Consider the following 21,599-nt stretch of genomic DNA (forward strand, 5'->3'; position numbering starts at 1 on the left):
ATTTAATCTCTCTTCAATAGAGGTTCAGGGCGCAGTATTTCGTTGGCTTCGTGTACATCGTCGAGAACTTGGGTTATCATATCGTGTTGTACTAGTTCTATTGCAATCTTGATTGCACCACTTATATGATTTCGATTCGATGAACCATGTGCTTTAATTACATTTTTTGTTAAACCTAGCAAAGGAGCACCCCCAAATTGTTCCGGATTAATTCTTTGCTTTAGGCTTCGAAACGCTCCCTTTGATAATAATGCTCCCGTCTTACGCAGTGCATTTCGACGTAATTCTTCATCCAGGAAACTACCAATTAATTTGCTTAATGACTCGCACGCTTTGAGTACAATATTTCCAACGAAGCCATCACAAACAACTACATCAACTACATTTTCAAAAATCTGGAAACCTTCTATTAGACCGGCATAATTTATGATGCTCCCATCAATATCCTTTAACATTTCATGAGTCTCATGAATTACTTCATTTCCCTTTCCCTCCTCCGTTCCAATCGTTAATAGTCCGACCTTGGGGCGAACTAAGCCGAGAGCAACTCGTGCATAATTTGATCCAAGGACAGCACTTTGAGCAATATGGAAAGGTTTTGCGTGTGGGTTAGCACCTGCGTCCAATAAAGTAAAATATCTTTCTCGCCCAGGCCAAATTGTGCAAAGTGCAGGTCTCTCTACCCCATCAAGTGTTCTTAATTTAATTGCACCACCTGCCATCAAACACCCTGTATTCCCGCAACTTAATAAGGCATCAGCCTCGCCATCTTTAAGTGCTTGGAGAGCCAAACTCATGGAGGATTTCTTTTTGCCTTTAATTCCAGCAATCGGCTTTTCCTCCATTCCCACCACCTCAGGGGAATGCACAAACTCCACCTTTGAACGCGAAAGTATGGAATGGGATGTTATGAGTGGTTCTATGATCTCTTCCTGACCAAACAAAACAAATTCTGTATTCCAAGGCGAACGATCAATAGCTTGGGCAACACCCTCAAGAACCTCGGAAGGACCTAGGTCGCTGCCCATGGCATCTATCGAAAGCCTAATTCTAGCTTCGGTCTTATCCATGCCGAAGCACTATAATTTTAAACCTCTACATCAAGAACTTGCCTACCACGATACTGTCCGGTTTCAGGATTGACGCGGTGAGGGCGACTCAAAGTACCATCAGCTTCTTTGGTAAGTTGAGGTTCTTGAAAGCGGTTCGCACCGCGACGCTTTCTGCTTCGCTGTTTAGAATGTTTTCTTTTTGGTTGTCCCATAGCTTAATAAATTAATTCCTCACTAAATCATGAAACCGGATTATGGTCAAGCTAGAGAAATTAAGATTGGGAGTTAAAATAAAATGCAAAAAGCACAATCGATAATACTATTCGGTACCAAACAAATACCCCCAGTCCGCGCCTTGATAAATAACCTACCAACCAAAACACAGATAACGCCGCGGAAATTCCCGCCACAAGGCAACCAAATAAAATTGGCCCAATAGACAAATTTGCTTCCATTACTTCCCATTTTGTTAACAGCTTGTAGCCCGCAGCTGCAGTTAAAGTAACAAGGCCAAGGAGAAAACTAAATTCTGCCGCTTTTTTTCTTTGTAGCCCAACTAAATATCCACCCACAATTGTCATCATCGATCGACTTGTACCCGGCCACATCGCAAAGCATTGTAAAAACCCTATCCCCAATGACTGGGCCAGGGTTAAATCATCCAAAGTTCGCCCCTGCTCGCTTATCATACCAGAGTCTTTTGCTTTTTTTCTTTTTTCGACCCAATACATCAAAATTGCCCCCAGGAATAAAGCGATTGCGATAGGAAGGAGTCCAAAAAGAAATTCTTCTATCTTATCATCTAATATTGGCCCCAAGACAGCAGCAGGTAAAAAAGCAACTAGTACATTAAATGCCAACCTCTTCCCCCGGGGGTCCAAGCCAAGTAATCCTAATATCATCGACCAAATTTCTTTACGGTAAAGCAGAGTGACCGCCAATATTGCACCCGCTTGAATGACTATTAAATAAGCATTGATCGCTTCCTCATTATGATTTTCGTTATCGGATAAAAACTCACTGACCACCACCAAATGACCGGTAGAAGATATCGGAAGAAATTCTGTTACACCCTCAACTATTCCATAAATAAAAGCATCCGAAAAGCTCATAGACGAATTTGAATCGGGCTGGTACTCCTGAACTTCACTCCGGTCTACTAAAGCCGTTTTTTCGATAGCCCCTACTAATCCTGCATAATGGAAAAAAAACAGCGTAATAAAAATAAGTTGGCGACTGGGCATCAAAATCTCTACAAACCTTGTTGCACAAATATGCAAGAATAACTTTTAGCCATACTTCACAATAACGCACCTTTTACAGATACGATGTACTCATTAAAAAATTTTACAGCATCTTTAAATGAGAAAACTGATTTAGACTCCGAGCAAATAAAATTTTGCATCGATCAACTAGTTTCAGAAAAAGTAGAGTCTTCAGAAAAAGAAAACTTTTTAATTTCACTCTCGGCAAAAGGGGAAACTGCCGATGAAATTTCTTCGTTTATTGAACATTTTCGTGTTTTGGCAAAAGACCCTGCTCTTGAACCATTTTCTGAAAATGCAATCGATCTTTGCGGTACGGGGGGCGATAAGGCTGGAAGTTTTAATATCTCTACATTTGTTTCTTTTATAATAGCTTCATCAGGAACTCCTGTGATCAAACATGGAAACCGATCAATCAGTTCTAAATGTGGGAGTGCTGACCTACTTGAAGCGATCGGAATACCCCTTGAAATTAATAAAGATAAAAGAATAGAGGGAATGAAAAGACTTAACTATTCTTTTTTATTTGCTCCTTCTTTCCACCCTGCTTTTAAGCACATTGCCCCAGTTCGAAAGGAACTTGCGAAAAAAGGTACGATCTCAATATTTAACATTCTTGGACCGATGATTAATCCTGCCCAACCAGGATATCAATTACTAGGTGTCTATTCCCAAAAATTGGTTTCAAAACTCAGTGATTCCCTGCACCAATCCGGAACAAAAGGCGGATTTGTCATCCACGGATGTGTGGAGGGACATTCAACCATAAATGGTGTCGATGAACTCACATCATGTGGACAAAATATAGCTCAAGGGTTTGGTCGAAACTTATCGAAGGAGGAAACTAATTTTACTCCTGAACAATTTGGCTTTACCCAGTCACCAATTGAAGATCTATCTGGAGGAGACTTGAATCAAAACCTCAATTTAATGAATCACATTTTGTCCGGAACGGCACCATCTGGACTCACAAACAGTATCTTAATGAATACGGCACTAGCATTTTTGACAACGGGTCGAACTCAGGATCTCCACGAGGGTGTTGATCTAGGAAGACAATTACTGCAGGATGGAATTGTCAAAAAATGGCTCAATCAAACCACTACTTTTTTCGCTTAATTCAAAATGAACAAATATTTTGGAACCGATGGCATTCGTGCTACTTTTGAAAATTCTTTCCTGGATGAAGATTTTGCTTTTTCTCTTGGAAAAGCCCTCGCATTATTTATCCAAAAAAATGAAATCCCCGGGAAGCAAGTTCTTATCGGTCGAGATACCCGCCCCTCTGGCAATCTTCTCTTACATGCCTTCGAGCAGGGATTAAAAACTTGTGGTTGCACCGGTCTTTGTGCTGGAATTTTACCCACCCCTGCCCTCGCATTTGGGACAATCGAGGAAAAGGTAGCGATGGGAGTAATGATCACTGCTTCTCACAACCCAGTTTCAGATAATGGATTTAAATTTTTCACTTCCACCGGAACGAAACTAAAAGACTCCGAAGAAACTGAAATAGAAGGTTTAATTTCACAGCATAAAAGACCAAAAGAGGTCCAAGATCTCAAGTCGTTGAAAGTCACTCAATCATATCTTGATCGTATTCGAAGTTTTTTTCCCGACGATCTCCTCAAAGGCAAGAAGGTGGTAATAGATGTTTCTAATGGTGCAACACAGGAAACCACTCCGGAAGTACTCGAAAAACTGGGAGCTGTGATAACAATCCTTAATAATGGAACCGGCGATATCAATGCAGGAGTTGGATCGGAGCACCCCTTGATGATGGCAAGTAAAGTGAAAGAGTTAAATGCCGATTTTGGCATTGCTCATGATGGGGACGGAGATCGGGTTATCTTTTGTGATTCCAAGGGAAATATCATACCGGGAGATAAAATCTTGGGAATTCTTGCCCTTAATGAACATCAAAATCAACGACTCAATAACAACGGGTTTGTTGCCACGATCCACAGCAATTCAGGTCTTGATGCCAGTTTAGAAAAACATGGTATTGCAGTACACAGATCCGATGTGGGGGATAAAAAAGTTGCCGCGATGATGAGAGAAAAGGGATTAAATATGGGAGGGGAATCATCTGGGCATGTGGTCGCAAGTGATTATCTTCCAACTGGAGACGGTCTCCTCACTGCTCTACTTGTGGCTAGAGCGTCTTATGAAAAGAAACAAACTATCGATTTACTGAGCAAAGAAATTGCTCTTTGGCCGTGCGTGGAAGGCTCATACAGGGTCAAACAGAAAAAGCCCCTTGAAGAGTGTGACGATCTAAACTCAGCTTTGCTTGCAGTGAAATCTTCTCTTGGTAATGATGGAAGAGTTTTACTTCGATATTCTGGAACAGAGCCAAAAATCAGACTTCTCGTGGAAGCGATTGATCAAAACACTACACAAGCCGCCTATGATCGCCTTGCGAACGCGATTGATAAATTCTTGTAGACTAATAAATTTGATTAAGTATGAGTTCTCCTCTTATCTCTTTCTCTACCCTTTAAAACAATTCCATGATTCAAGAGATTCCTATTGCCCAATTAGATCCTCGACAAGTAAAGCAACTTGAAGCAGCTGAAGCAGCTATTCAATCGAACCTAAGCTATACCCTGGAAGTTTATTCCTCCATTTTAAAGCAATCGCTGGGCTGTATCGAATTACGAAAAAAACTTCGTGCACTTCAAATTAAGAGTATTCAGGGTTCTACCAAAGGGCTCAACAATCTTCTAGGAAAGGTAACAGCAGTTCCCTTCATGTTCGGAGGCAAGGGGGAAAAAGATCCTGAGGGAACCTTAATCAAAGCAGAGGGTCTAATCGAAAAAAATCCTGGCAGTGTTCTCGCGCATGAAATGCTTGCCGATGCGGCCACTCATTTAGAAATGAAAGAAACAGTCGTTTTTGCTTACGAGACAATTCGAAAGATTCATCCCACCAATATTAAAAATCTCAAACAACTCGGGAATGCTTATTTAGAATTTGGTAACACCGAAAAAGCGATCGAAACTGGCAATTCAATTCTAAAGATTAACCCGACCGATGGGGATGCCGTGGAACTCATGAAGCGGGCATCAGTTGCGGTTGCTATGAACAAAGGAAAATGGGAGGAGTCTGAGGATTTCAGGTCTCAATTAAAAGACGAATCAGAAGCACAGGCACTCGAACAACAATCTAAATCAATTACTGACTCGAAGGGTCTGGAAGATCTAATCAGGCAGTCTTATGAGAAAGTGGAACAGGAACCTTCCAATTTAAATAATTACCGTCAATTGAGTGAATATTATCATCGCTATGGTGATTTAGAAAACTCAATTGCATGGATTCAGGAGGCAAGAAAACAAGAAGCGGGACAGGGAGATGTTTCACTCGAGGAAAAGGAGAGACAGTTAACCTTGGAATATTTTGATAACTCAATTGAGGAATGGGAAAAGCTTTTAATAACTAAACCCGAGGACGAAGAAACAATAAATTCTCGTGATAATGCGATTGCCCAAAAGAAACTGTATGAAAAAAATCAGCTCGAATCTCTCGTTCAAAGGTATCCAAATGACTATGGATATCGCTACGAACTAGGAATTAACCTTTTTGATAATGCAGATTATGATAATTGTCTCTCTCATTTCCAATTAGCGCAGCGTAACGCAAAAGTTCGACTGGATGCGATTTTATACCTTGGTCGTGCCTACAGCAGAAAAAACTTCTACGACCTTGCGATTGAACAATTTTCGATTCTTAAGAACGAAATTCAAATAATGGATGATAGGAAGAAAGATGCCATTTACGAGCTTGGCTGTTGCTTTGAACTAATGGGAGAGCAAGACAAAGCAATTGAGGAATTTAAAGTTGTTTATTCGGCCGACATATCATTTCGAGATGTGGCAGATAAAATAAATGCCTTTTATTCTAGAAACAAATAACTTAAATGGCGGAGAGGGAGGGATTCGAACCCCCGGTACCTTGCGGCACACCCGATTTCGAGTCGGGCACATTCGACCACTCTGCCACCTCTCCCGCAATAATTCAGGCTCCAAACAATTAATTAATCAATTCACTCTGGCAACTTAATTTGCATTTACCACTATTGATAATTTCTCATTTACACGCTTGCCCGAAATGCCCTCGTTCGCTTGGATATAACCATGAAATTAATTCCCCCATCAACACTTTCACTTTTATTTCTTTTTTTCTGTGTTTCTTGTAATTCTACTAAAACCACATCGATTGAATTTTCCGATGGGTCTTATCAAGGAGAAATAGATAAAAAAGGAAAGAAGCAGGGTAAAGGAATTTATGTCTGGCATGACGGCTCCACCTATGAAGGAGACTTCAAGAATGACTCAAGGCATGGGAATGGTTATTTTAAGTGGAGTAATGGGGAATCATACAAGGGTGATTACTTTGAAGATAGCCGAACGGGAGAGGGAATATATCGATGGCCTGATGGGTCCTACTACGAAGGTTCTTTTCTGAACGGCAAAAGACATGGTTTCGGAGTGTTTCATTCACTTGATGGTTCAATATATGAGGGGGAATGGTTTGATGACTTACAACATGGGGAAGGTGTTCGGACTAATCCCGAAAAAACTACAATCAAAGCAGTTTGGAGAAACGGAAAAATTATTACTAAACCTTCTGTCCTTCCCCGAACTGCGACCAAGCCCACACTGGAAAAGATTGAACTACCGATCGCTCCAGAACTCCCCAATACTACTCAAGTAAAGACTGAAACAAAGGAGAAAATTTCGCTCTCTAATCCGTCCAATTCAATTCGGCCCCGAAAAGAAGTAAGCTCAGATAATGCTAATGCTCCACCTTCTGAAAATTTATGGGGTGCAAAAGAAATTGGTTTAAAGGAGCCGATAAAGCAAGTAATTGAACAACCAACCCCAAGTGCTTCGAGCCCGAAAGAACAACCCACCTCCAAGATCGCCCTTGTTGAGCAAGCCCAACTTAATGCAAACCCACTCACTGGGAGCCCCCAATTGAATTCGGGGAGCTCCAATATTTGGACTGGTACTGTTTCCGAAGCCGAGGATCAGTTTGATACCAATCTGATTAATGGAATCGACACAGTAAGCGATTCCAAATCCAAACAACCATTTTCCGGAAAAATGCAAATTCTCAATCTAAACGGAAATTTAATTGGAGAAGTTAACCTTCTCGATGGCCAACTTCATGGAGAAGAGGTTTTCATTGATGAATCAGGTGTAATAACTGAAAGAAACCTATGGGAAAAAGGCGTCCGTATTCAATAAGCTAAATTATTGAGAGCAAAATGAAAGAGATTCCTTTTCGCTCGGTCATCAAAACACATTTCTTTTTTTGCTAGGTTCTTGCCTACCAACTTGTAAATTTCTTTTATACTAAATTAACGGAATCATTGTTTGGGTTAATTCTTATTACGCCATTCAACAATATTGTTTCTAGTGCCTTTAAGCATGAATGGTATTGCACACTTCAACGCCGATAGAAAACTGAATTACAAATACTCACAATTTAATTCTTCGAAAATGTGTATTTGGAATGTTTACAAATTTGGATAGTAATTACTAACGTTAAAACATTACATTTCCCCTCAAGATCCAGAATCATTATGAATTTTTAAATGGACTCCATTACATCGGATAAAAATCCCAAAAGTTTACTCCCTAATATTGCTCTCAATTACGAACCTTCTGAGTTCCCGAGGGAACTCTCAAGGCACTATATATCCGCTAGTGATCAAGATATATCCGATATGCTCAAACAGATCGGGGTGGATTGTATTGATGATCTCTTTTCTCACATCCCGGATTTTCTCCAACTAGAAAATATTACTGGGTTACCTAATGAACTAGAGTACAAGGAAGCAGCCAACGAACTTGCACGAATTTCAGATTCTACGAATTTAAAAACTTCATTTATTGGAGATACTTTGCCGAATTGGGGAACCCACCCCATCGTAGATTTTGTCTCAAGCTTACGTCCGTTGAGTACTTCGTACACCCCTTACCAGCCAGAAAGAAGTCAAGGTACCTTAGTTACGCATTGGATTTATCAATGTGCCTTGTCCTCACTAACTGGATTTGAGGCGATCAATACCTCTCTGTATGATAGATCTGCTGCTATTTACGAAGCCATTACCTGTGCTTACCGAACGAATCCCCGGGGAGGGAAAATTCTTTTGTCTGATTCGCTTTTTGAAACCGATCTTGAAGTCATTAAAACATTGTCCGAGGAAACAGACTTACAATTCCAATTTGTTCCATTTGATTCGCAGACCGGGCTTCTAAAAAAAGAATGGTTAACAAATCTTACCCAAGAAGAAACTAGTGAAATTTCCGCATTTGTTTTTCCTCAAGTTAACTCACTTGGGTTACTGGAGGATGTCGATTTCCTCAGTGACTTTGCCCAGTCCAATGGAATTAGATCTATTGCCTGTATCGACCCGATACTCTTAGGAACAGGGGGCTTAAAACCTCCAACCGAATTCGGAGGGGAAGGAGTCGACTTCATGGTTGGCGAAGCACAACACCTGGCAATAGCGCCTAATTTTGGCGGTCCTGGTCTTGGGATATTTGGATGTCGGCATAATGAAAAAAATAAAAGAGACCTTCGATCTACACCTGGTAGGTATATTGGAAAAGCGAAAGACCTAAACGGAAGAGATTGTTTTGTCATGGTTCTTTCCACACGCGAACAACACATTCGCAAAGAGAAGGCGACATCAAATGTGTGCTCGAATCAGGCATTTTTGGCTACACTCGCAGGAGCATCACTTTTGGCAAAAGGGGATCATGGACTAGCCGAGTCGATCCAAAAAGCAAGGTCCGCACACAATAGGATTCAGAGCATATTGGATCAACTGGACGGCATATCTCTTGCATTCCCCAACTCAACAAGCTTCAATGATCTTCTTCTACAAATTGACCGATCTGTGGATGAACTACAGAAAAAAGCTTCTGCTAAAAACCTTCAAATTGGAGTTGATGTCTCCAATCGCATGCGCAATGAAGAAAATCACCATCTTCTTAAAATCTCATTCTCGGATCTCCATGAAGATGATTCAGTCGAGGAATTAATTACATTTTTACACGAAGAATTTCCTGAAAGTTCAGGCAAAGTACTAATCAACACCAATAATGAAATTCCTCCAAAGTATCTAAGAGAAGGAAAGGCAGAAATGCCCAGTTTCTCCTACGATGAATTAACATTATATTACAAAAAACTAGCTAGTCTAAATGTGAGTCCAGACGATGGTTGCTACCCACTCGGGTCTTGCACGATGAAATATAATCCAATGCTTAATGATTGGGCAGCTGCTCTTCCGGGATTCTCACAGACCCACCCACAAGCACCGGAAAGTGATGTTCAAGGACCTCTTCAAATTTTATTTGAAATTCAGGAATGGTTTACAAAAATTACCGGGCTTCCAGGAGTTACTACCCAACCAGTTGCTGGCGCACAGGGAGAACTTGTCGGCTTAAAACTCTTCCAAGCCTACCATCGTTCCCGAAAAGATTATAATCGAAATGTCATCTTTATCCCTCGTTCCGCACACGGAACGAACTTTGCCACAGCAGCAATGGCAGGATTCACTGGTACTGATGGAATTGTGTACCTTCAGGCATCTCCAAATGGAACCATCGATATAGATGATTTCAATGAAAAGATTCTAACATTTGGTGATCGTCTTTGCGGGGTAATGATTACCAACCCAAACACCTCGGGCATATTAGAAGAACAATTCCATTTGATTGCCGAAGCAGTTCACCAAGTTGGCGGTCTTGTCTATATGGACGGAGCAAATATGAACGCAGTTGCCGGTTTGATAGATTTAGGAAAGCTAGGTGTAGATGCGGTTCATAATAACCTGCACAAGACTTGGACCATACCACATGGAGGCGGTGGACCAGGAGATGCAATTGTTGCGGTCTCAGAAAAGTTAATCGATTTCCTTCCAGGACGGCAGATTTTAAAAAATTCTGATGGCTCTTTTTATTCTCGTACGCCCCCTCAATCAATCGGTTCTTTTCACCGCAACTGGGGGAATTTCGGACATAAAGTACGGGCCTACGCCTACCTCCTTCGACTGGGAAATCAAGGTGTACCTCGAATGTCCTCAATGGCTGTGCTTTCGGCACGTTACCTTTACGAAAAATTAAAAAATTACTTTCCTACCCTACCTGGTGAAAAGGTTAGCGCTCCGCGCATGCACGAGTTTATCCTCACATTAAGCGATGAAGATTTCTTATGTTTAGAAGGTGTTGGTATTCCTAAAAGCAAAGCGATACCACAAGTCGGTAAACTTTTTCTTGATTTCGGTTTCCATGCACCCACAGTAGCCTTTCCTGAAGTGTTTGGCTTAATGATAGAACCAACAGAAAGCTACACAAAAGCGGAACTAGACAGGTTCATAGATGCGGTGATTGCAATCAAAGAATTAATATCCGAATGCCCAGAAGCAATTAAAACTGCTCCCCATTTTACTCCGATTGATCGGGTTGATGAAGTCGGTGCAAATCGAAATTTAATACTTCAGGAAAAACTGGAGCATTTACCGTCTCTCCATCTAAACCGGATTGAACCCAGCACATTAAATGCTTTAGAAATTTCGGAGATCAAAAAGCGTATTATTGATTCTACTTTGTGATGCGGATTGATTTGACGAATTCACAATAATTTACATCCTCTAATTCATGCCTGATGAAAAGGAAGAACAACCCCTCGTTTCTAAAAAAGGAATAGTAATCGATTTATTACTTTCTTTTTGTTTTTTTATTTTCATGGGAGCGTATGTATTACCTCCACATGTCCCATCGGATGATTCTTTTGTAGTTAACATCGTTGCTTTCATGACATCATTTTGTATGACAGGAGTATTCTGGATGGCCGCGAATATGTTTCGTGTAACTTTGGTTGATTTCCAAAGAAGTAAAAAAAATTAGTCTACCTATATCTAAGTTAGGAAACCCTCTAACAAGCTGACTAGTTTACCCCTTGGGGTAGCTTCTATATTGGTACCGCAATCTGTAACTTCTTCGGTACTTATACAACCCTGTTCGCGTAGCTTTGCCACCAGATCATACCGTTGATGAGGGATGGAATATTTTGTACTGACAACTGATTTGTTTAATCGTTCCTCGATAATCTGCAAAAGTTCCTGGATTCCTTCACCAGTTTTACAACTCACGAAAATACAATCGGGCGTAAGCGCTTTTGCTTTTAACCGAGTCATCACTTGATCGCCCTGATCTATTTTATTATACACGGTAAGAATTTCTTTATCTTCAGCACCTAGTTCTTCCAACACCTCATTTGTGGTATTTAAATGTTCCTCAAACTCTGAGCATGAAAAATCAATCACATGAAGAAGCAAATTGGCAACCAATGCTTCTTCCAGGGTAGCTTTAAATGCGTCAATTAACCGATGGGGTAGTTTTCGAATAAAACCAACAGTATCTGTTAAAACAATTGTCCTACCTCCGGGCAACTTAACCTTTCTGCTCGTAGGGTCTAATGTTGCAAATAATTTGTCCACTGAAAGGACGCTTGAACCTGTAATACGGTTTAAGAGTGTTGATTTCCCTGCATTGGTATACCCCACGATCGCAAGAGTGGCTAACGGGATTCGCTGCCTTTTCTTTCGACTCGTATTCCTACGACCGGATACTTGAATAATTTCTTTCTTGGTTGAAGCTATTTTGTCTCTCAACATTCTTTGATCTAACTCAATCTGAGCCTCACCGTCTCCTCTTTGTGTAACTCCCCCACCCCGTTGCCTGTCTAAGTGAGTCCACGCTCTACGCAAACGGGGCAAGGAGTACTCAAGGCGAGCAAGGCGAACTTGTAATACAGCTTCTTTGGTTTGTGCTCGATCCGCGAATACATCCAATATGACCTCATGGCGATCGATCACGAGTACTTTGGTTAATTCCTCCCAGTTTCTTTGCTGGCCTGGCGTAATTTCATTATCGAAAATAATAACATCACACCTCAAGGCTTTTACCTGTTCATCAATTTCCTGGCACTTTCCTTTTCCTAAAATATGTCCAGGATATGTTTTTCGTGTCCTTACAATGGACTGTGCGACTACTGAAATCGAAAGATTTTCAACTAACTCCGATAATTCCCCTAATAAGGAGGCTGCCGACCCCTCTTCCTCTTTCCGGGTAATAACAGAAACTAAAAAAGCACGTTCTACCTTCCTTGGTTTCTCTTTGACTTCAAACATGCAAAGTGTGAATGCAGTTTACCTCAACAAAAAGGGACCGAGCATTTGCTCGATCCCTTTACAGAAGATTTATTCAAAAGAAATGAATTAAGAAACTGCTGCCTGAGCTGCAGCAAGCCTCGCTGTGGGGACTCGAAATGGAGAACAACTCACATAGTTCAATCCAATCTTGTGGCAAAATTCCACACTTTTCGGATCTCCTCCGTGTTCACCACAAATACCGAGTTTAATACCACGACGAGAGGACTTGCCTTTCTTTACTGCAATTTCCATTAGTTGGCCCACTCCACTTTGATCAACACTCGCAAATGGATTCGCATCCAAAATGTCTAATTCAGTATAATTAGGAAGGAAACTCCCGGAATCATCACGGCTCATTCCCATTGTGGTTTGAGTTAAATCATTAGTTCCAAAACTAAAGAATTGTGCAGTCTTGGCAATTTCGTCTGCAACTAGTGCTGCTCTTGGAATTTCAATCATTGTACCCACTAAGTATTTTACTTTCACTCCCTTTGCTTCAAATACCTTTTTGGCAGTTGCATGAATAACCTCAACCTGAAGTTCAAGTTCTCGGGGGAAGCCAACGAGGGGAACCATTAACTCAGGGTTCACTTCAATTCCGCTCTTTTGTGCGAGAATAGCTGCCTCAAAAATCGCTTGGGCCTGCATCTCAGTTACTTCAGGGTAAGAAATGCCAAGACGGCAACCTCGATGACCAAGCATCGGATTAAATTCGTGTAAGTCTTCTACCCGCTTTTTAATTGATGCAAGAGACACTCCCAGCTTTTTTGCCAAATCTCTTTGCGCTGACTGATCGTGAGGTAAAAATTCATGCAAAGGAGGATCCAAGAGCCTAATAGTGGCTGGTTTTCCTTCGAGTGCTTTAAAAATACCGTGGAAATCACGCCTTTGGTAAGGAAGTAATTTTTTAAGTGCTTTTCTGCGAATCAGTTCATCATCCGCAAGGATCATTTCGCGCATCGCATCTATACGGTTTCCTTCGAAGAACATATGCTCGGTACGGCATAGACCAATCCCAGTTGCACCAAACGCAACTGCGTTTGCAACTTGTGTAGGGGAGTCCGCATTTGTACGAACAGTCATTCGAGTAGCTTGCTCACACCACTTCATCAGTTGGGAAAAGTTTTGGTATGCCCGGCTCTTCTTGGGGTCTAATTTTTTCTCAATGAGAACTTGAATAATTTCAGAAGGTGCAGTCTTGAGTTCTCCCGCAAAAACTTCTCCGGTCGTACCATTGATTGACATGTAATCTCCCTCTTTGAAAGTCTTACCGGCAACTTTTACTGTTCGAGTCTTGTAATCCACATCAAGATCAGCTGCTCCGCATACACAAACCTTACCCATTTGACGAGCGACCAAAGCTGCATGAGAAGAAACTCCTCCCCGTGCAGTTAGAATTCCTTCCGCAGCAATCATGCCCCGTAAATCTTCAGGTGAAGTTTCTTGGCGGACAAGTAGAACAGTACCTTTCTTCGCTGCTTCAACTGCTCTTTCTGCATTTAAGCAAATTTTACCAGATGCGGCACCAGGACCAGCAGGAAGACCTTTGCATAAACGAGCGGCGGCCTTTTGCGCAGCCTGATCAAATACAGGCGCAAGAACTTGGTCAAGCTGATCGGCAGGAACACGCTTAATAGCAGTTTTCCAATCAATTAAACGCTCTTTTACCATCTCGGTTGCAATACGAACTGCGGCAAGGCCGGTTCGTTTACCGTTTCGAGTTTGAAGCATATACAACTTCTCGTTCTCGATAGTAAACTCGAAGTCTTGCATATCCTTAAAATGTTTTTCTAATTTTTTCTGAACCAGGACGAGTTCTTTAAAAGGTTTTGGAAGTACCTTCTGAAGTTTTGCGACTGGTTGAGGTGTTCGAACTCCTGCCACAACATCCTCACCCTGAGCATCGGTAAGAAACTCACCATAAAGGACTTTTTCTCCGGATGCAGGATCACGTGTAAATCCCACTCCAGATCCAGACTTCTTTCCTGTGTTTCCAAAAACCATTGCCTGTACATTTACCGCAGTTCCCCACTCGGCAGGAATTCCGTATTTACGACGGTAAACTGAAGCGCGATCGTTCATCCAGGAACTAAACACAGCACCTATAGAACCTTCCAATTGCTCCCATGGACAGGTTGGGAAATCGGATCCAGTCCTTTTCTTCACCAAGTTCTTAAAGCGAGAAACCAATTCCTTCATTTGCACGGCTGAAATACGGGAATCATCCACCTCACCTTTCGCTTTGGGGAAAATTTCTTTCTTAAAATCTTCGATGATCGCTTCGAATGGATCATGGTCTTCACTTGGAAGTTTTTGTACACCCATCACCACATCTCCGTACATTTGAATAAATCTACGATAGCAATCCCATGCAAATCGGGGGTTACCGGAAGCTGCTGAAAGTGCTTCGACTGTTTCATCGTTAAGGCCTAGGTTTAAGATGGTATCCATCATACCCGGCATAGAGTCTCTCGCACCGGATCGTACAGAAAGAAGGAGAGGCTTTTTTAAATCGCCTAATTTTTGGCCAAGCTGTTTTTCCATTATCGCGACCGATGATCTCATTTGATCATCTAAAACTTTTGGATAGCTTTTCTTGTTTTTATAAAAATAAGTACATACCTCGGTTGAAATTGTGAAGCCAGGAGGAACTGGAAGGCCAATCTTTGCCATCTCGGCTAAGTTTGCACCTTTTCCGCCCAAAAGTTCGCGCTGCGTGGCATCGCCATCGGTCTTTTTGCCAAAGTCATACACATACTTGTGGCTTTTTGCTTTTGCAGTTTTTGCCTTCACTGAGGAAGACGCTTTTGCGGATGATTTCGATTTAACGGGTTTTGACTTCTTTTTTTGGGCCATTTGTATGAAGGTTTGGTTAGCATCTGAGATAATTTAACAACTTGAAGTTCAATTCAAATTACTTGTGAGTTGATAAAATTTTGGAGAGTGTTTTATCATATTTTTTTTTCTCTTTGTCAATGGATGACTTTTCTTGCATCTCAAACTATCCGAAGTACTCGCTTTACAATGGACTAGAAAAAAATTAATGGCATTATAAATTAACACAATTTCTTATTTATTTAATTCCTTTTTTTGTACCCCACGATGAGTAATCATTCCAACAAACCCAAAACATTTGGTGACCGATTTAAAGAAGAAGGTCTAACTGGAATTTTAAAGGGTAAAAAGAAAGACAGTAAGGGAAAACCGGATGAGATGCACTTCCTTGAACACCTAGAAGAACTGAGGTGGGTTATTTTTAAAGCGGTGATTGCTTTTCTATTTGGTTGTGTAGGGGTTGCAATTTTCATGCAGGATTCCGTTAAATTACTCCAAATGCCCCTGATAAGTGCTGTAGAAGATTTTGGTGTAATTGATATCGATCTTCAAACCATAGGTCTTGAGGAGTATATCGATCCATTAAATAAAAAAGAAGTTGATCTCGGTATGCTCAGGAATGCCCGAGAAAATTCTTTAATACAATGGGGAATTGATAATCCTCATCACAGAACAAGAATACTGACACACTTTTCAAATGGACAAAATCGGAATTTGCTTCAAGTCATTCGTTCCTACTCTCCAATTTTCATTGCTATGAAAATTTGTTTCCTCGGTGGAATCGGTATTTCACTGCCCCTTATTCTCTACTTCGTTGGTTCATTTGTAGTGCCCGGATTAACCAAAGAGGAAAAACATGTATTTTTCCCTGGATGCGTAGCAGCCACGTTTCTTTTTATTGCCGGGGCATCAATGACTTACTTTTTTATTCTTCCCTACTCGTTGGCCTTTACCATTGAATTCTCCTTTAATGTTCTCGGCCTTGATGTCTACAGGCCTGAGGCAGGGAATTACTACAGTACGATCATCTGGATGACCTTTGCTGTTGGCATTGCATTCCAGTTTCCACTCGTGCTTATTTTGCTGATTAAAATTGGCATTTTAAATGTCACAAAATTAAGGCAAAACAGGAGGTTGGTACTGGTCATCTTGATGATTTCAGCCGCTTTGATTACTCCCGGAGGAGATCCAGTGAGCCTTTGTATTTTAACGATTCCATTATACATTCTATACGAATTAGCGATTATTACAGGTTCGATAATTGAAGTTAGAAAAAAAAGAAAGGAGTGGATTGAATGGGACGAGAGTATTCAAGGACCCAAACCTGACAAACCAACAACTCGGAATAAGGGCGCCTGGATCCTTTATTTATCAATCATTATAATAGTCGGTTCACTGAGTATTTTTGCTTTTCAGAATAAAAAACTGATCGAGCCGTGGATTGAATCGTTTCGTAAATTTGGTCAATTTACGGAAACAGAAACAACAGAGCCAAATAAAATTCAACCCAGTACTGCATTCCAGGAGGAGAACGTCACCGCATTACCAACTCTTTCTGGTCAAAAGGAATTCCTGCTTCAATTGTCCCCAATTGATGAAAACATTTCTTTCGAACAAAACCAAACCATCCTTTTCCGGGCACAAATCTTTCAACAAGATTGAGCTACAAATAAATTAATTGGGAAAATCTAATCTTCACTACTAATTCTCACCTCAGATGGTTGATAATAAAAGCAAAATTTTAAAACTTGGAAAATCCCTAAAGTCATTTCGTAAACAAAAAGGGCTTACCCAACCTGAACTTGCTAATTTGAGTGGAGTTTCCACCTCCATTGTTAACGATCTGGAAAATGGTATCCGAACGGCGGGTTGCAAGACATTGAATAAGATTGCCCGTGGTCTTGAATTAAATGACGAAGATAGGTTTCGACTCATTTTAAAGGCGCTCGAACTTTCAAAAAGAGATTTTGTAATTCCAGACTTTGCGACATTCCCTCCGGAGATTATAAACTTTCTACCTTACATACTGGCGAAAAATGGAATCCAGCCTAAGAGAATTAAAAATGTGGAGCTTGCGCCGGATGATAAGAGTGGAATTCAAATTACAACCACAGATGATTTAACTCTCTCGATCGAGATCAAACTCACTAAGAAAAATTAAGTGGTAAAGAAGAGTGGATAAAGTTCGGTTAGATCGGTTTTTATGGGCTTCCCGTTTTTATAAAACCCGGTCGCTATCGACTGACGCATGTAAAAGAAACTGGATTAGCGTAAATGATTTAACCGCAAAGCCGTCTAAAGAGGTGCGGATCGGTGATATAATTAAAATAAAAAAATCCTCTCATTACAGGTCGATCAAAATAATTGTTCTCCTTAACAAACGGGTCGGAGCGAGTAAAGTAGAGGACTATATTGAGGATATTACTTCTCCCGAAGAGATTGAGAAGGAACGGGAGCACAACCAAAACCGAAAACTTTTCAATCTCTCTACATCTCATAAAGGTAGACCATCCAAGAAACAAAGAAGAGACCTTGAAGAATTTCTTTACCATGGAGGGGAAGATTAATCGGTATTAATCAATGAAACACATAACCCTCTAAAATATCATATTTCAACTTGAACTACCGATAAGAAATTAGAATTAAAAATTAGATTTCCTTTTTTCACCAAATATGCGTTAAATCGACCACTCCAAGTTAAAACCTACCTCCCATCACCTCCAACCATCATTTGCTTTAATCAATAAAGGATTGTATTAATATTTTTGTATTCCATAAATCCAATGCGAGTAGAGTGGAGCAAGTTTTATTTGTAAATTGCGCCGGTTGAAAGGATGACTTTGTTTTTAGAAATTGAAAAATTCAATCACTCAAGGGATGGGAGTATCGTTATTTTTTAATCCGAAAATACTACATGTGGAATATCTTGACCAAGATCTATTGTAAAAATACTTGCAAGAAACTTTAAGCATCGGCATTAAAAAGAATGATGAACAAGATTATATTCCCTTTTCTCGCAAGTTTGCTTGTATGCCTTTTTTCATCTTGTATTCAAACAAGTCCATCCTCAAAGGGTAACCCAAGCAGAGACAAGACTGTAATGCTCCACTGGTTAGACTTAGATGACCAAGGAATTGTTCGACTAACTGGAAACGACGGAAATGTTTCGAAATCAAGCAACCCCTTTACCGGTGAGGCGATTGAAACATTTGAACAAAGCCCGACAAAATCAGTATCCGAATGGAAAGAAGGAAAGAAACACGGTACTACAACCGAGTATTTTTACAACGGACGAAAAAGAAGAATTATCAATTACAAAAATGGCATTAAGCACGGCATTGCAGAAGAATATAGAATAACCGGGGAATTACTCCGCAGGGAAACCTATCAAGAGGGTAACCTTAATGGTCCTAAAAGCGAATGGCACCCCAATGGTGCGAAAATTTTAGAAGTTCAAATGAGAAATGCCAAACCTCATGGCGAGGCACTTGAATGGTATCCAGATGGTTTGGAAAAATCGTCCACCATATATCGTCACGGTCTTCGTGAGGGCCCCTCCTCCGAGTGGTACACCAACGGGCAAAGAAAACTCGGACTTTTTTACCAAAAAGATAAACAACACGGCCAAAGAACAATTTGGTATGAAGATGGACAAAAAAGATTAACCGCTCAGTTTGAAGAGGATATGATGGAAGGAAATTCACAGGGTTGGTTTCCAGGTGGACAACAACAATTTGATTATAACTTCAGGAAAAATCTTGAACATGGTGTCTGCACTGAATGGAACTCGGAAGGCAAAAAGATTTCAGAAATCCGGTTTGTTGACGGTTCTCCCTCTCAAAACTTATTAACCGGTGAAAAAATTATTACCCCGGCAGCCGAAAAAGAAGATCCATCTAGTTCCTCCATTCCTAGTACAGAAAATGCGACTCCATTATTAAATCCTTCCGCTAATCCTACCAATGAAGGAGTATTCGCCCCTCCTTCCCTAAATAACGATACTCGAAATTCACAAAATACGATTTCCAAGGAATTACCCACAAACCCTACACCGGAAACCGAAAAGGAAACCTTAGTTCCACCTCCTCCTACAATACCAATTAATCCAGTTTCTAATGACATAGCAGTCCCACAGGCAGAACCGTCGAGTGCTCCTCCACTTACTGCCCCTACTGTGCCCGGTTTCAATCCATTTGAAGATGAGCCCTCAAAACCTAAGGTAAATCCAATTGAGCAACAACCCATTGAAGTAATTCCGACACCTCCGCTCCCCCCTCCTCCTCCCCCCTCTTTTGATCCGTTTGAAGATAAACCTTTAGTGCCGAATCAGTCTGCACTCCCACCACCTCCTCCCCCTCCTTCGTTTAATCCGTTTGAAGACAATCTATCTCCTTCTTCAGAAACACCCGTTTTAGAAGAAACCACACCTCCGCCTCCGCCCCCTCCTCCAGGGAATATTAATCCATTTAACAACCCGTCTACCAGTCCTGCTCCTGACGCAAAAGGTACTCCATTTGATCCATTTGCAACCGAGGACGAAGCAACACAAGGAAAGGATTCTGATGTACCGCTCGGAGATGTATTTAATACTCCTCCACAAGCTTCTCCTACAGAAAGTGGTTTTGATAACATTCCGCCACCACCACCTCCTCCCCCTACTTTCAATCCTTTTGACCTGCCTCCGTTACCAGGAGAATAAAGTCGAGATTTAGTAAGGAATAGTAAAGGTTAATAGAACTTTCGAAAAAAGTGGCAGCCCGGCAGGGATTTGAACCCCGACTGAGAGTACCAAAAACTCCTGTGCTACCATTACACCACCGGGCTACTTCTTTTTAAAATGATCACAACTCAATTAAAGTCAAGATTCTTGCTTAAAAATAACTCACATTATGCCCAGTAAATTTAAAAGAATTATTCTTAAAATAAGTGGAGAAATCCTTGGTAGTAGAGAAGAGGGGGAACCCATTCACGCAAAATCATTGGAAAATATTTGCTCTGAGATTAAAGCTGTTTCTGATATGGGAGTTGAGGTTGGCCTGGTGGTTGGTGGAGGAAATATTTTTCGCGGATTACAGGGAAGCGATAAGGGAATTGATCGTACAACAGGCGACTCCATGGGCATGCTTGCCACTGTTATTAACGGTCTGGCATTGATGGATCGACTCGAAAAAATGGGCTCTGTAGTCCGGGTGCAAAGTGCGATTCCGATGGATAAATTAGCAGAACCCTACATCCAAAGACGAGCGATCAGACATTTAGAAAGAGGTCGAATTGTTATTTTTGTATCTGGAACCGGTAATCCATATTTTTCCACTGATACCACTGCCGCTCTACGAGCAAGTGAAATTTCGGCTGAAATTATCCTTAAAGCGACAAAAGTGGATGGTATTTACGATAAAGACCCACATAAATTTGATGATGCCGTAAGATTTGAAAGTCTCAGTTATATGGATTGCCTGGAAAAAAGACTCTCCGTTATGGACTCAACGGCATTTTCACTCTGCATGGATAATGGCATGCCAATCCTAGTCTTTGATCTGCAACAAAAACATTCGATTCGAATGGCTGTTGCAGGAGAAAAGATTGGTACCATTGTCAAATAAATCTTTCGACCAAAATCAAATTATACAACCCAGCCCAACCATGGAAACCTCACTAATTTTCGATAAGATGAATCAAGACATGAACAAGTCAATTGATCATGTAATGCATGAATTTAAAACCCTCCATACAGGAAAAGCAAATACCTCAATGGTGGAGAACATATCAGTTGATGTCTATGGTTCTGCAATGAAACTGCGTGATATCGCAGCAATTACCACCCCAGATGCAAGAACCATCCAAATTCAACCATGGGACAAAACAAGCTGTGCTCCGATTGAAAAAGCCCTTCTCGAAGCTAAGATCGGTATTACTCCTTTAATTACAGGGGAACTTATCCGCCTACCCATTCCTGAATTGAGTGGTGAGAGAAGAGAAGAATTATGTAAGGTGGCTCAAGGCTTTGCCGAGCAAAGCAGAGTGGGAGTCCGTGCCTCCAGAAAAGAAGCGATGGACGGTTTAAAGATAGCCCAGAAAGAGGGTCTACCCGAAGATGATTTTAAAAGATCAGAAAAAGAAGTTCAGAAAAACACTGATGATGCAGTGACCAAAATTAACGAAGCACTTGCTAGTAAAGAATCGGATCTTCGAAAAGTTTAAAATACTAATATCTTGGAT

17 protein-coding genes and 2 tRNA genes are annotated in these 21,599 nt (G+C 41.0%); 12 read left to right on the plus strand and 7 right to left on the minus strand.

The window, feature by feature from the left end:
* Positions 1–2: 2 nt before the first annotated feature.
* Genes plsX through ACKPQ5_RS05370 form a run of 3 tightly spaced genes read right to left on the minus strand, consistent with a single transcriptional unit; the run spans position 3 to position 2,296 of the window.
* Complete coding sequence (gene plsX, locus ACKPQ5_RS05360; RefSeq protein WP_407678074.1) at positions 3–1,070, minus strand: phosphate acyltransferase PlsX; 1,068 nt, start codon at positions 1,068–1,070, stop codon at positions 3–5.
* A gap of 17 nt (positions 1,071–1,087) precedes the next feature.
* On the minus strand, positions 1,088–1,264 hold the full coding sequence (gene rpmF / locus ACKPQ5_RS05365) for a 50S ribosomal protein L32 (protein ID WP_407678075.1): 177 nt from the start codon (positions 1,262–1,264) through the stop codon (positions 1,088–1,090).
* Positions 1,265–1,324: 60 nt separating this feature from the next.
* The gene (locus ACKPQ5_RS05370) at positions 1,325–2,296 is read right to left on the minus strand and encodes an undecaprenyl-diphosphate phosphatase (protein ID WP_407678076.1); all 972 of its coding nucleotides are present in this window, start codon (positions 2,294–2,296) and stop codon (positions 1,325–1,327) included.
* An 84-nt stretch (positions 2,297–2,380) separates the two neighbouring features.
* Here ACKPQ5_RS05370 and trpD point away from each other — a divergent pair, with 84 nt between their 5' ends.
* The 3 genes from trpD to ACKPQ5_RS05385 all read left to right on the plus strand — a co-directional run bounded on the left by trpD (position 2,381) and on the right by ACKPQ5_RS05385 (position 6,228).
* Positions 2,381–3,436 carry an anthranilate phosphoribosyltransferase gene (gene trpD / locus ACKPQ5_RS05375; protein WP_407678077.1) on the plus strand — a complete coding sequence of 352 codons (1,056 nt, stop codon included), beginning with the start codon at positions 2,381–2,383 and terminating at the stop codon, positions 3,434–3,436.
* Between the two features lie 6 nt (positions 3,437–3,442).
* On the plus strand, positions 3,443–4,762 hold the full coding sequence (locus ACKPQ5_RS05380; protein WP_407678078.1) for a phosphohexomutase domain-containing protein: 1,320 nt from the start codon (positions 3,443–3,445) through the stop codon (positions 4,760–4,762).
* Positions 4,763–4,827: 65 nt separating this feature from the next.
* Positions 4,828–6,228, plus strand: coding sequence for a tetratricopeptide repeat protein (locus ACKPQ5_RS05385; protein WP_407678079.1), 1,401 nt, complete (start codon positions 4,828–4,830; stop codon positions 6,226–6,228).
* Between the two features lie 6 nt (positions 6,229–6,234).
* On the opposite strand, the gene ACKPQ5_RS05390 is transcribed toward ACKPQ5_RS05385, so the two are convergent.
* A tRNA-Ser gene (locus tag ACKPQ5_RS05390) sits at positions 6,235–6,322 on the minus strand.
* A 128-nt stretch (positions 6,323–6,450) separates the two neighbouring features.
* Between ACKPQ5_RS05390 and ACKPQ5_RS05395 the strand changes: the two genes are divergently transcribed.
* From ACKPQ5_RS05395 to ACKPQ5_RS05405, 3 genes are all read left to right on the plus strand, one after another.
* Positions 6,451–7,566: a hypothetical protein gene (locus ACKPQ5_RS05395; protein WP_407678080.1), complete on the plus strand. Its 1,116-nt coding sequence runs from the start codon at positions 6,451–6,453 to the stop codon at positions 7,564–7,566.
* Positions 7,567–7,916: 350 nt separating this feature from the next.
* Positions 7,917–10,943 carry an aminomethyl-transferring glycine dehydrogenase subunit GcvPB gene (gene gcvPB / locus ACKPQ5_RS05400; RefSeq protein WP_407678081.1) on the plus strand — a complete coding sequence of 1,009 codons (3,027 nt, stop codon included), beginning with the start codon at positions 7,917–7,919 and terminating at the stop codon, positions 10,941–10,943.
* Positions 10,944–10,989: 46 nt separating this feature from the next.
* The gene (locus tag ACKPQ5_RS05405; RefSeq protein WP_407678082.1) at positions 10,990–11,238 is read left to right on the plus strand and encodes a hypothetical protein; all 249 of its coding nucleotides are present in this window, start codon (positions 10,990–10,992) and stop codon (positions 11,236–11,238) included.
* Between the two features lie 11 nt (positions 11,239–11,249).
* Here the strand turns inward: ACKPQ5_RS05405 and hflX are convergent, their stop codons facing one another.
* Together hflX and ppdK are read right to left on the minus strand one after the other, a co-directional pair.
* A complete protein-coding gene (hflX, locus tag ACKPQ5_RS05410; protein ID WP_407678083.1) occupies positions 11,250–12,524 on the minus strand; it encodes a GTPase HflX in 1,275 nt (424 codons plus the stop codon).
* Between the two features lie 87 nt (positions 12,525–12,611).
* Positions 12,612–15,401, minus strand: a complete 2,790-nt coding sequence (gene ppdK / locus ACKPQ5_RS05415; RefSeq protein ID WP_407678084.1) for a pyruvate, phosphate dikinase — start codon at positions 15,399–15,401, stop codon at positions 12,612–12,614.
* A gap of 246 nt (positions 15,402–15,647) precedes the next feature.
* On the opposite strand from ppdK, the gene ACKPQ5_RS05420 reads away from it, so the two are divergent.
* The 4 genes from ACKPQ5_RS05420 to ACKPQ5_RS05435 all read left to right on the plus strand — a co-directional run bounded on the left by ACKPQ5_RS05420 (position 15,648) and on the right by ACKPQ5_RS05435 (position 20,079).
* Positions 15,648–17,042 carry a twin-arginine translocase subunit TatC gene (locus ACKPQ5_RS05420; protein WP_407678085.1) on the plus strand — a complete coding sequence of 465 codons (1,395 nt, stop codon included), beginning with the start codon at positions 15,648–15,650 and terminating at the stop codon, positions 17,040–17,042.
* A 55-nt stretch (positions 17,043–17,097) separates the two neighbouring features.
* Positions 17,098–17,541 carry a helix-turn-helix domain-containing protein gene (locus ACKPQ5_RS05425; protein WP_407678086.1) on the plus strand — a complete coding sequence of 148 codons (444 nt, stop codon included), beginning with the start codon at positions 17,098–17,100 and terminating at the stop codon, positions 17,539–17,541.
* Positions 17,542–17,554: 13 nt separating this feature from the next.
* The gene (locus ACKPQ5_RS05430) at positions 17,555–17,947 is read left to right on the plus strand and encodes an RNA-binding S4 domain-containing protein (RefSeq protein ID WP_407678087.1); all 393 of its coding nucleotides are present in this window, start codon (positions 17,555–17,557) and stop codon (positions 17,945–17,947) included.
* 419 nt (positions 17,948–18,366) lie between these two features.
* Positions 18,367–20,079, plus strand: a complete 1,713-nt coding sequence (locus tag ACKPQ5_RS05435; RefSeq protein WP_407678088.1) for a toxin-antitoxin system YwqK family antitoxin — start codon at positions 18,367–18,369, stop codon at positions 20,077–20,079.
* Between the two features lie 51 nt (positions 20,080–20,130).
* Here ACKPQ5_RS05435 and ACKPQ5_RS05440 read toward each other — a convergent pair.
* Positions 20,131–20,204: transfer RNA gene (locus ACKPQ5_RS05440), tRNA-Gln, on the minus strand.
* A gap of 62 nt (positions 20,205–20,266) precedes the next feature.
* Between ACKPQ5_RS05440 and pyrH the strand changes: the two genes are divergently transcribed.
* Both pyrH and frr read left to right on the plus strand, forming a co-directional pair.
* Entirely contained in the window at positions 20,267–20,983 is a 717-nt protein-coding gene (pyrH, locus tag ACKPQ5_RS05445) for a UMP kinase (RefSeq protein WP_407678099.1), read from the plus strand.
* A gap of 40 nt (positions 20,984–21,023) precedes the next feature.
* Positions 21,024–21,581 (plus strand): ribosome recycling factor, encoded by a 558-nt coding sequence (gene frr, locus ACKPQ5_RS05450; protein WP_407678089.1) that lies wholly within the window; start codon positions 21,024–21,026, stop codon positions 21,579–21,581.
* The last annotated feature ends 18 nt before the right edge of the window (positions 21,582–21,599 follow it).

It is taken from the genome of Candidatus Seribacter sulfatis (genome assembly GCF_964187635.1).
GTDB lineage: Bacteria > Verrucomicrobiota > Verrucomicrobiia > Opitutales > Seribacteraceae > Seribacter > Seribacter sulfatis.

What these genes read in the sequence shown, in the direction of transcription:
- plsX (WP_407678074.1), bottom strand. Translation starts at nt 1,070, where the DNA reads ATGGATAAGACCGAAGCTAGAATTAGGCTTTCGATAGATGCCATGGGC.
- rpmF (WP_407678075.1), bottom strand. Translation starts at nt 1,264, where the DNA reads ATGGGACAACCAAAAAGAAAACATTCTAAACAGCGAAGCAGAAAGCGT.
- ACKPQ5_RS05370 (WP_407678076.1), bottom strand. Translation starts at nt 2,296, where the DNA reads ATGCCCAGTCGCCAACTTATTTTTATTACGCTGTTTTTTTTCCATTAT.
- trpD (WP_407678077.1), top strand. Translation starts at nt 2,381, where the DNA reads ATGTACTCATTAAAAAATTTTACAGCATCTTTAAATGAGAAAACTGAT.
- ACKPQ5_RS05380 (WP_407678078.1), top strand. Translation starts at nt 3,443, where the DNA reads ATGAACAAATATTTTGGAACCGATGGCATTCGTGCTACTTTTGAAAAT.
- ACKPQ5_RS05385 (WP_407678079.1), top strand. Translation starts at nt 4,828, where the DNA reads ATGATTCAAGAGATTCCTATTGCCCAATTAGATCCTCGACAAGTAAAG.
- ACKPQ5_RS05395 (WP_407678080.1), top strand. Translation starts at nt 6,451, where the DNA reads ATGAAATTAATTCCCCCATCAACACTTTCACTTTTATTTCTTTTTTTC.
- gcvPB (WP_407678081.1), top strand. Translation starts at nt 7,917, where the DNA reads ATGGACTCCATTACATCGGATAAAAATCCCAAAAGTTTACTCCCTAAT.
- ACKPQ5_RS05405 (WP_407678082.1), top strand. Translation starts at nt 10,990, where the DNA reads ATGCCTGATGAAAAGGAAGAACAACCCCTCGTTTCTAAAAAAGGAATA.
- hflX (WP_407678083.1), bottom strand. Translation starts at nt 12,524, where the DNA reads ATGTTTGAAGTCAAAGAGAAACCAAGGAAGGTAGAACGTGCTTTTTTA.
- ppdK (WP_407678084.1), bottom strand. Translation starts at nt 15,401, where the DNA reads ATGGCCCAAAAAAAGAAGTCAAAACCCGTTAAATCGAAATCATCCGCA.
- ACKPQ5_RS05420 (WP_407678085.1), top strand. Translation starts at nt 15,648, where the DNA reads ATGAGTAATCATTCCAACAAACCCAAAACATTTGGTGACCGATTTAAA.
- ACKPQ5_RS05425 (WP_407678086.1), top strand. Translation starts at nt 17,098, where the DNA reads ATGGTTGATAATAAAAGCAAAATTTTAAAACTTGGAAAATCCCTAAAG.
- ACKPQ5_RS05435 (WP_407678088.1), top strand. Translation starts at nt 18,367, where the DNA reads ATGATGAACAAGATTATATTCCCTTTTCTCGCAAGTTTGCTTGTATGC.
- frr (WP_407678089.1), top strand. Translation starts at nt 21,024, where the DNA reads ATGGAAACCTCACTAATTTTCGATAAGATGAATCAAGACATGAACAAG.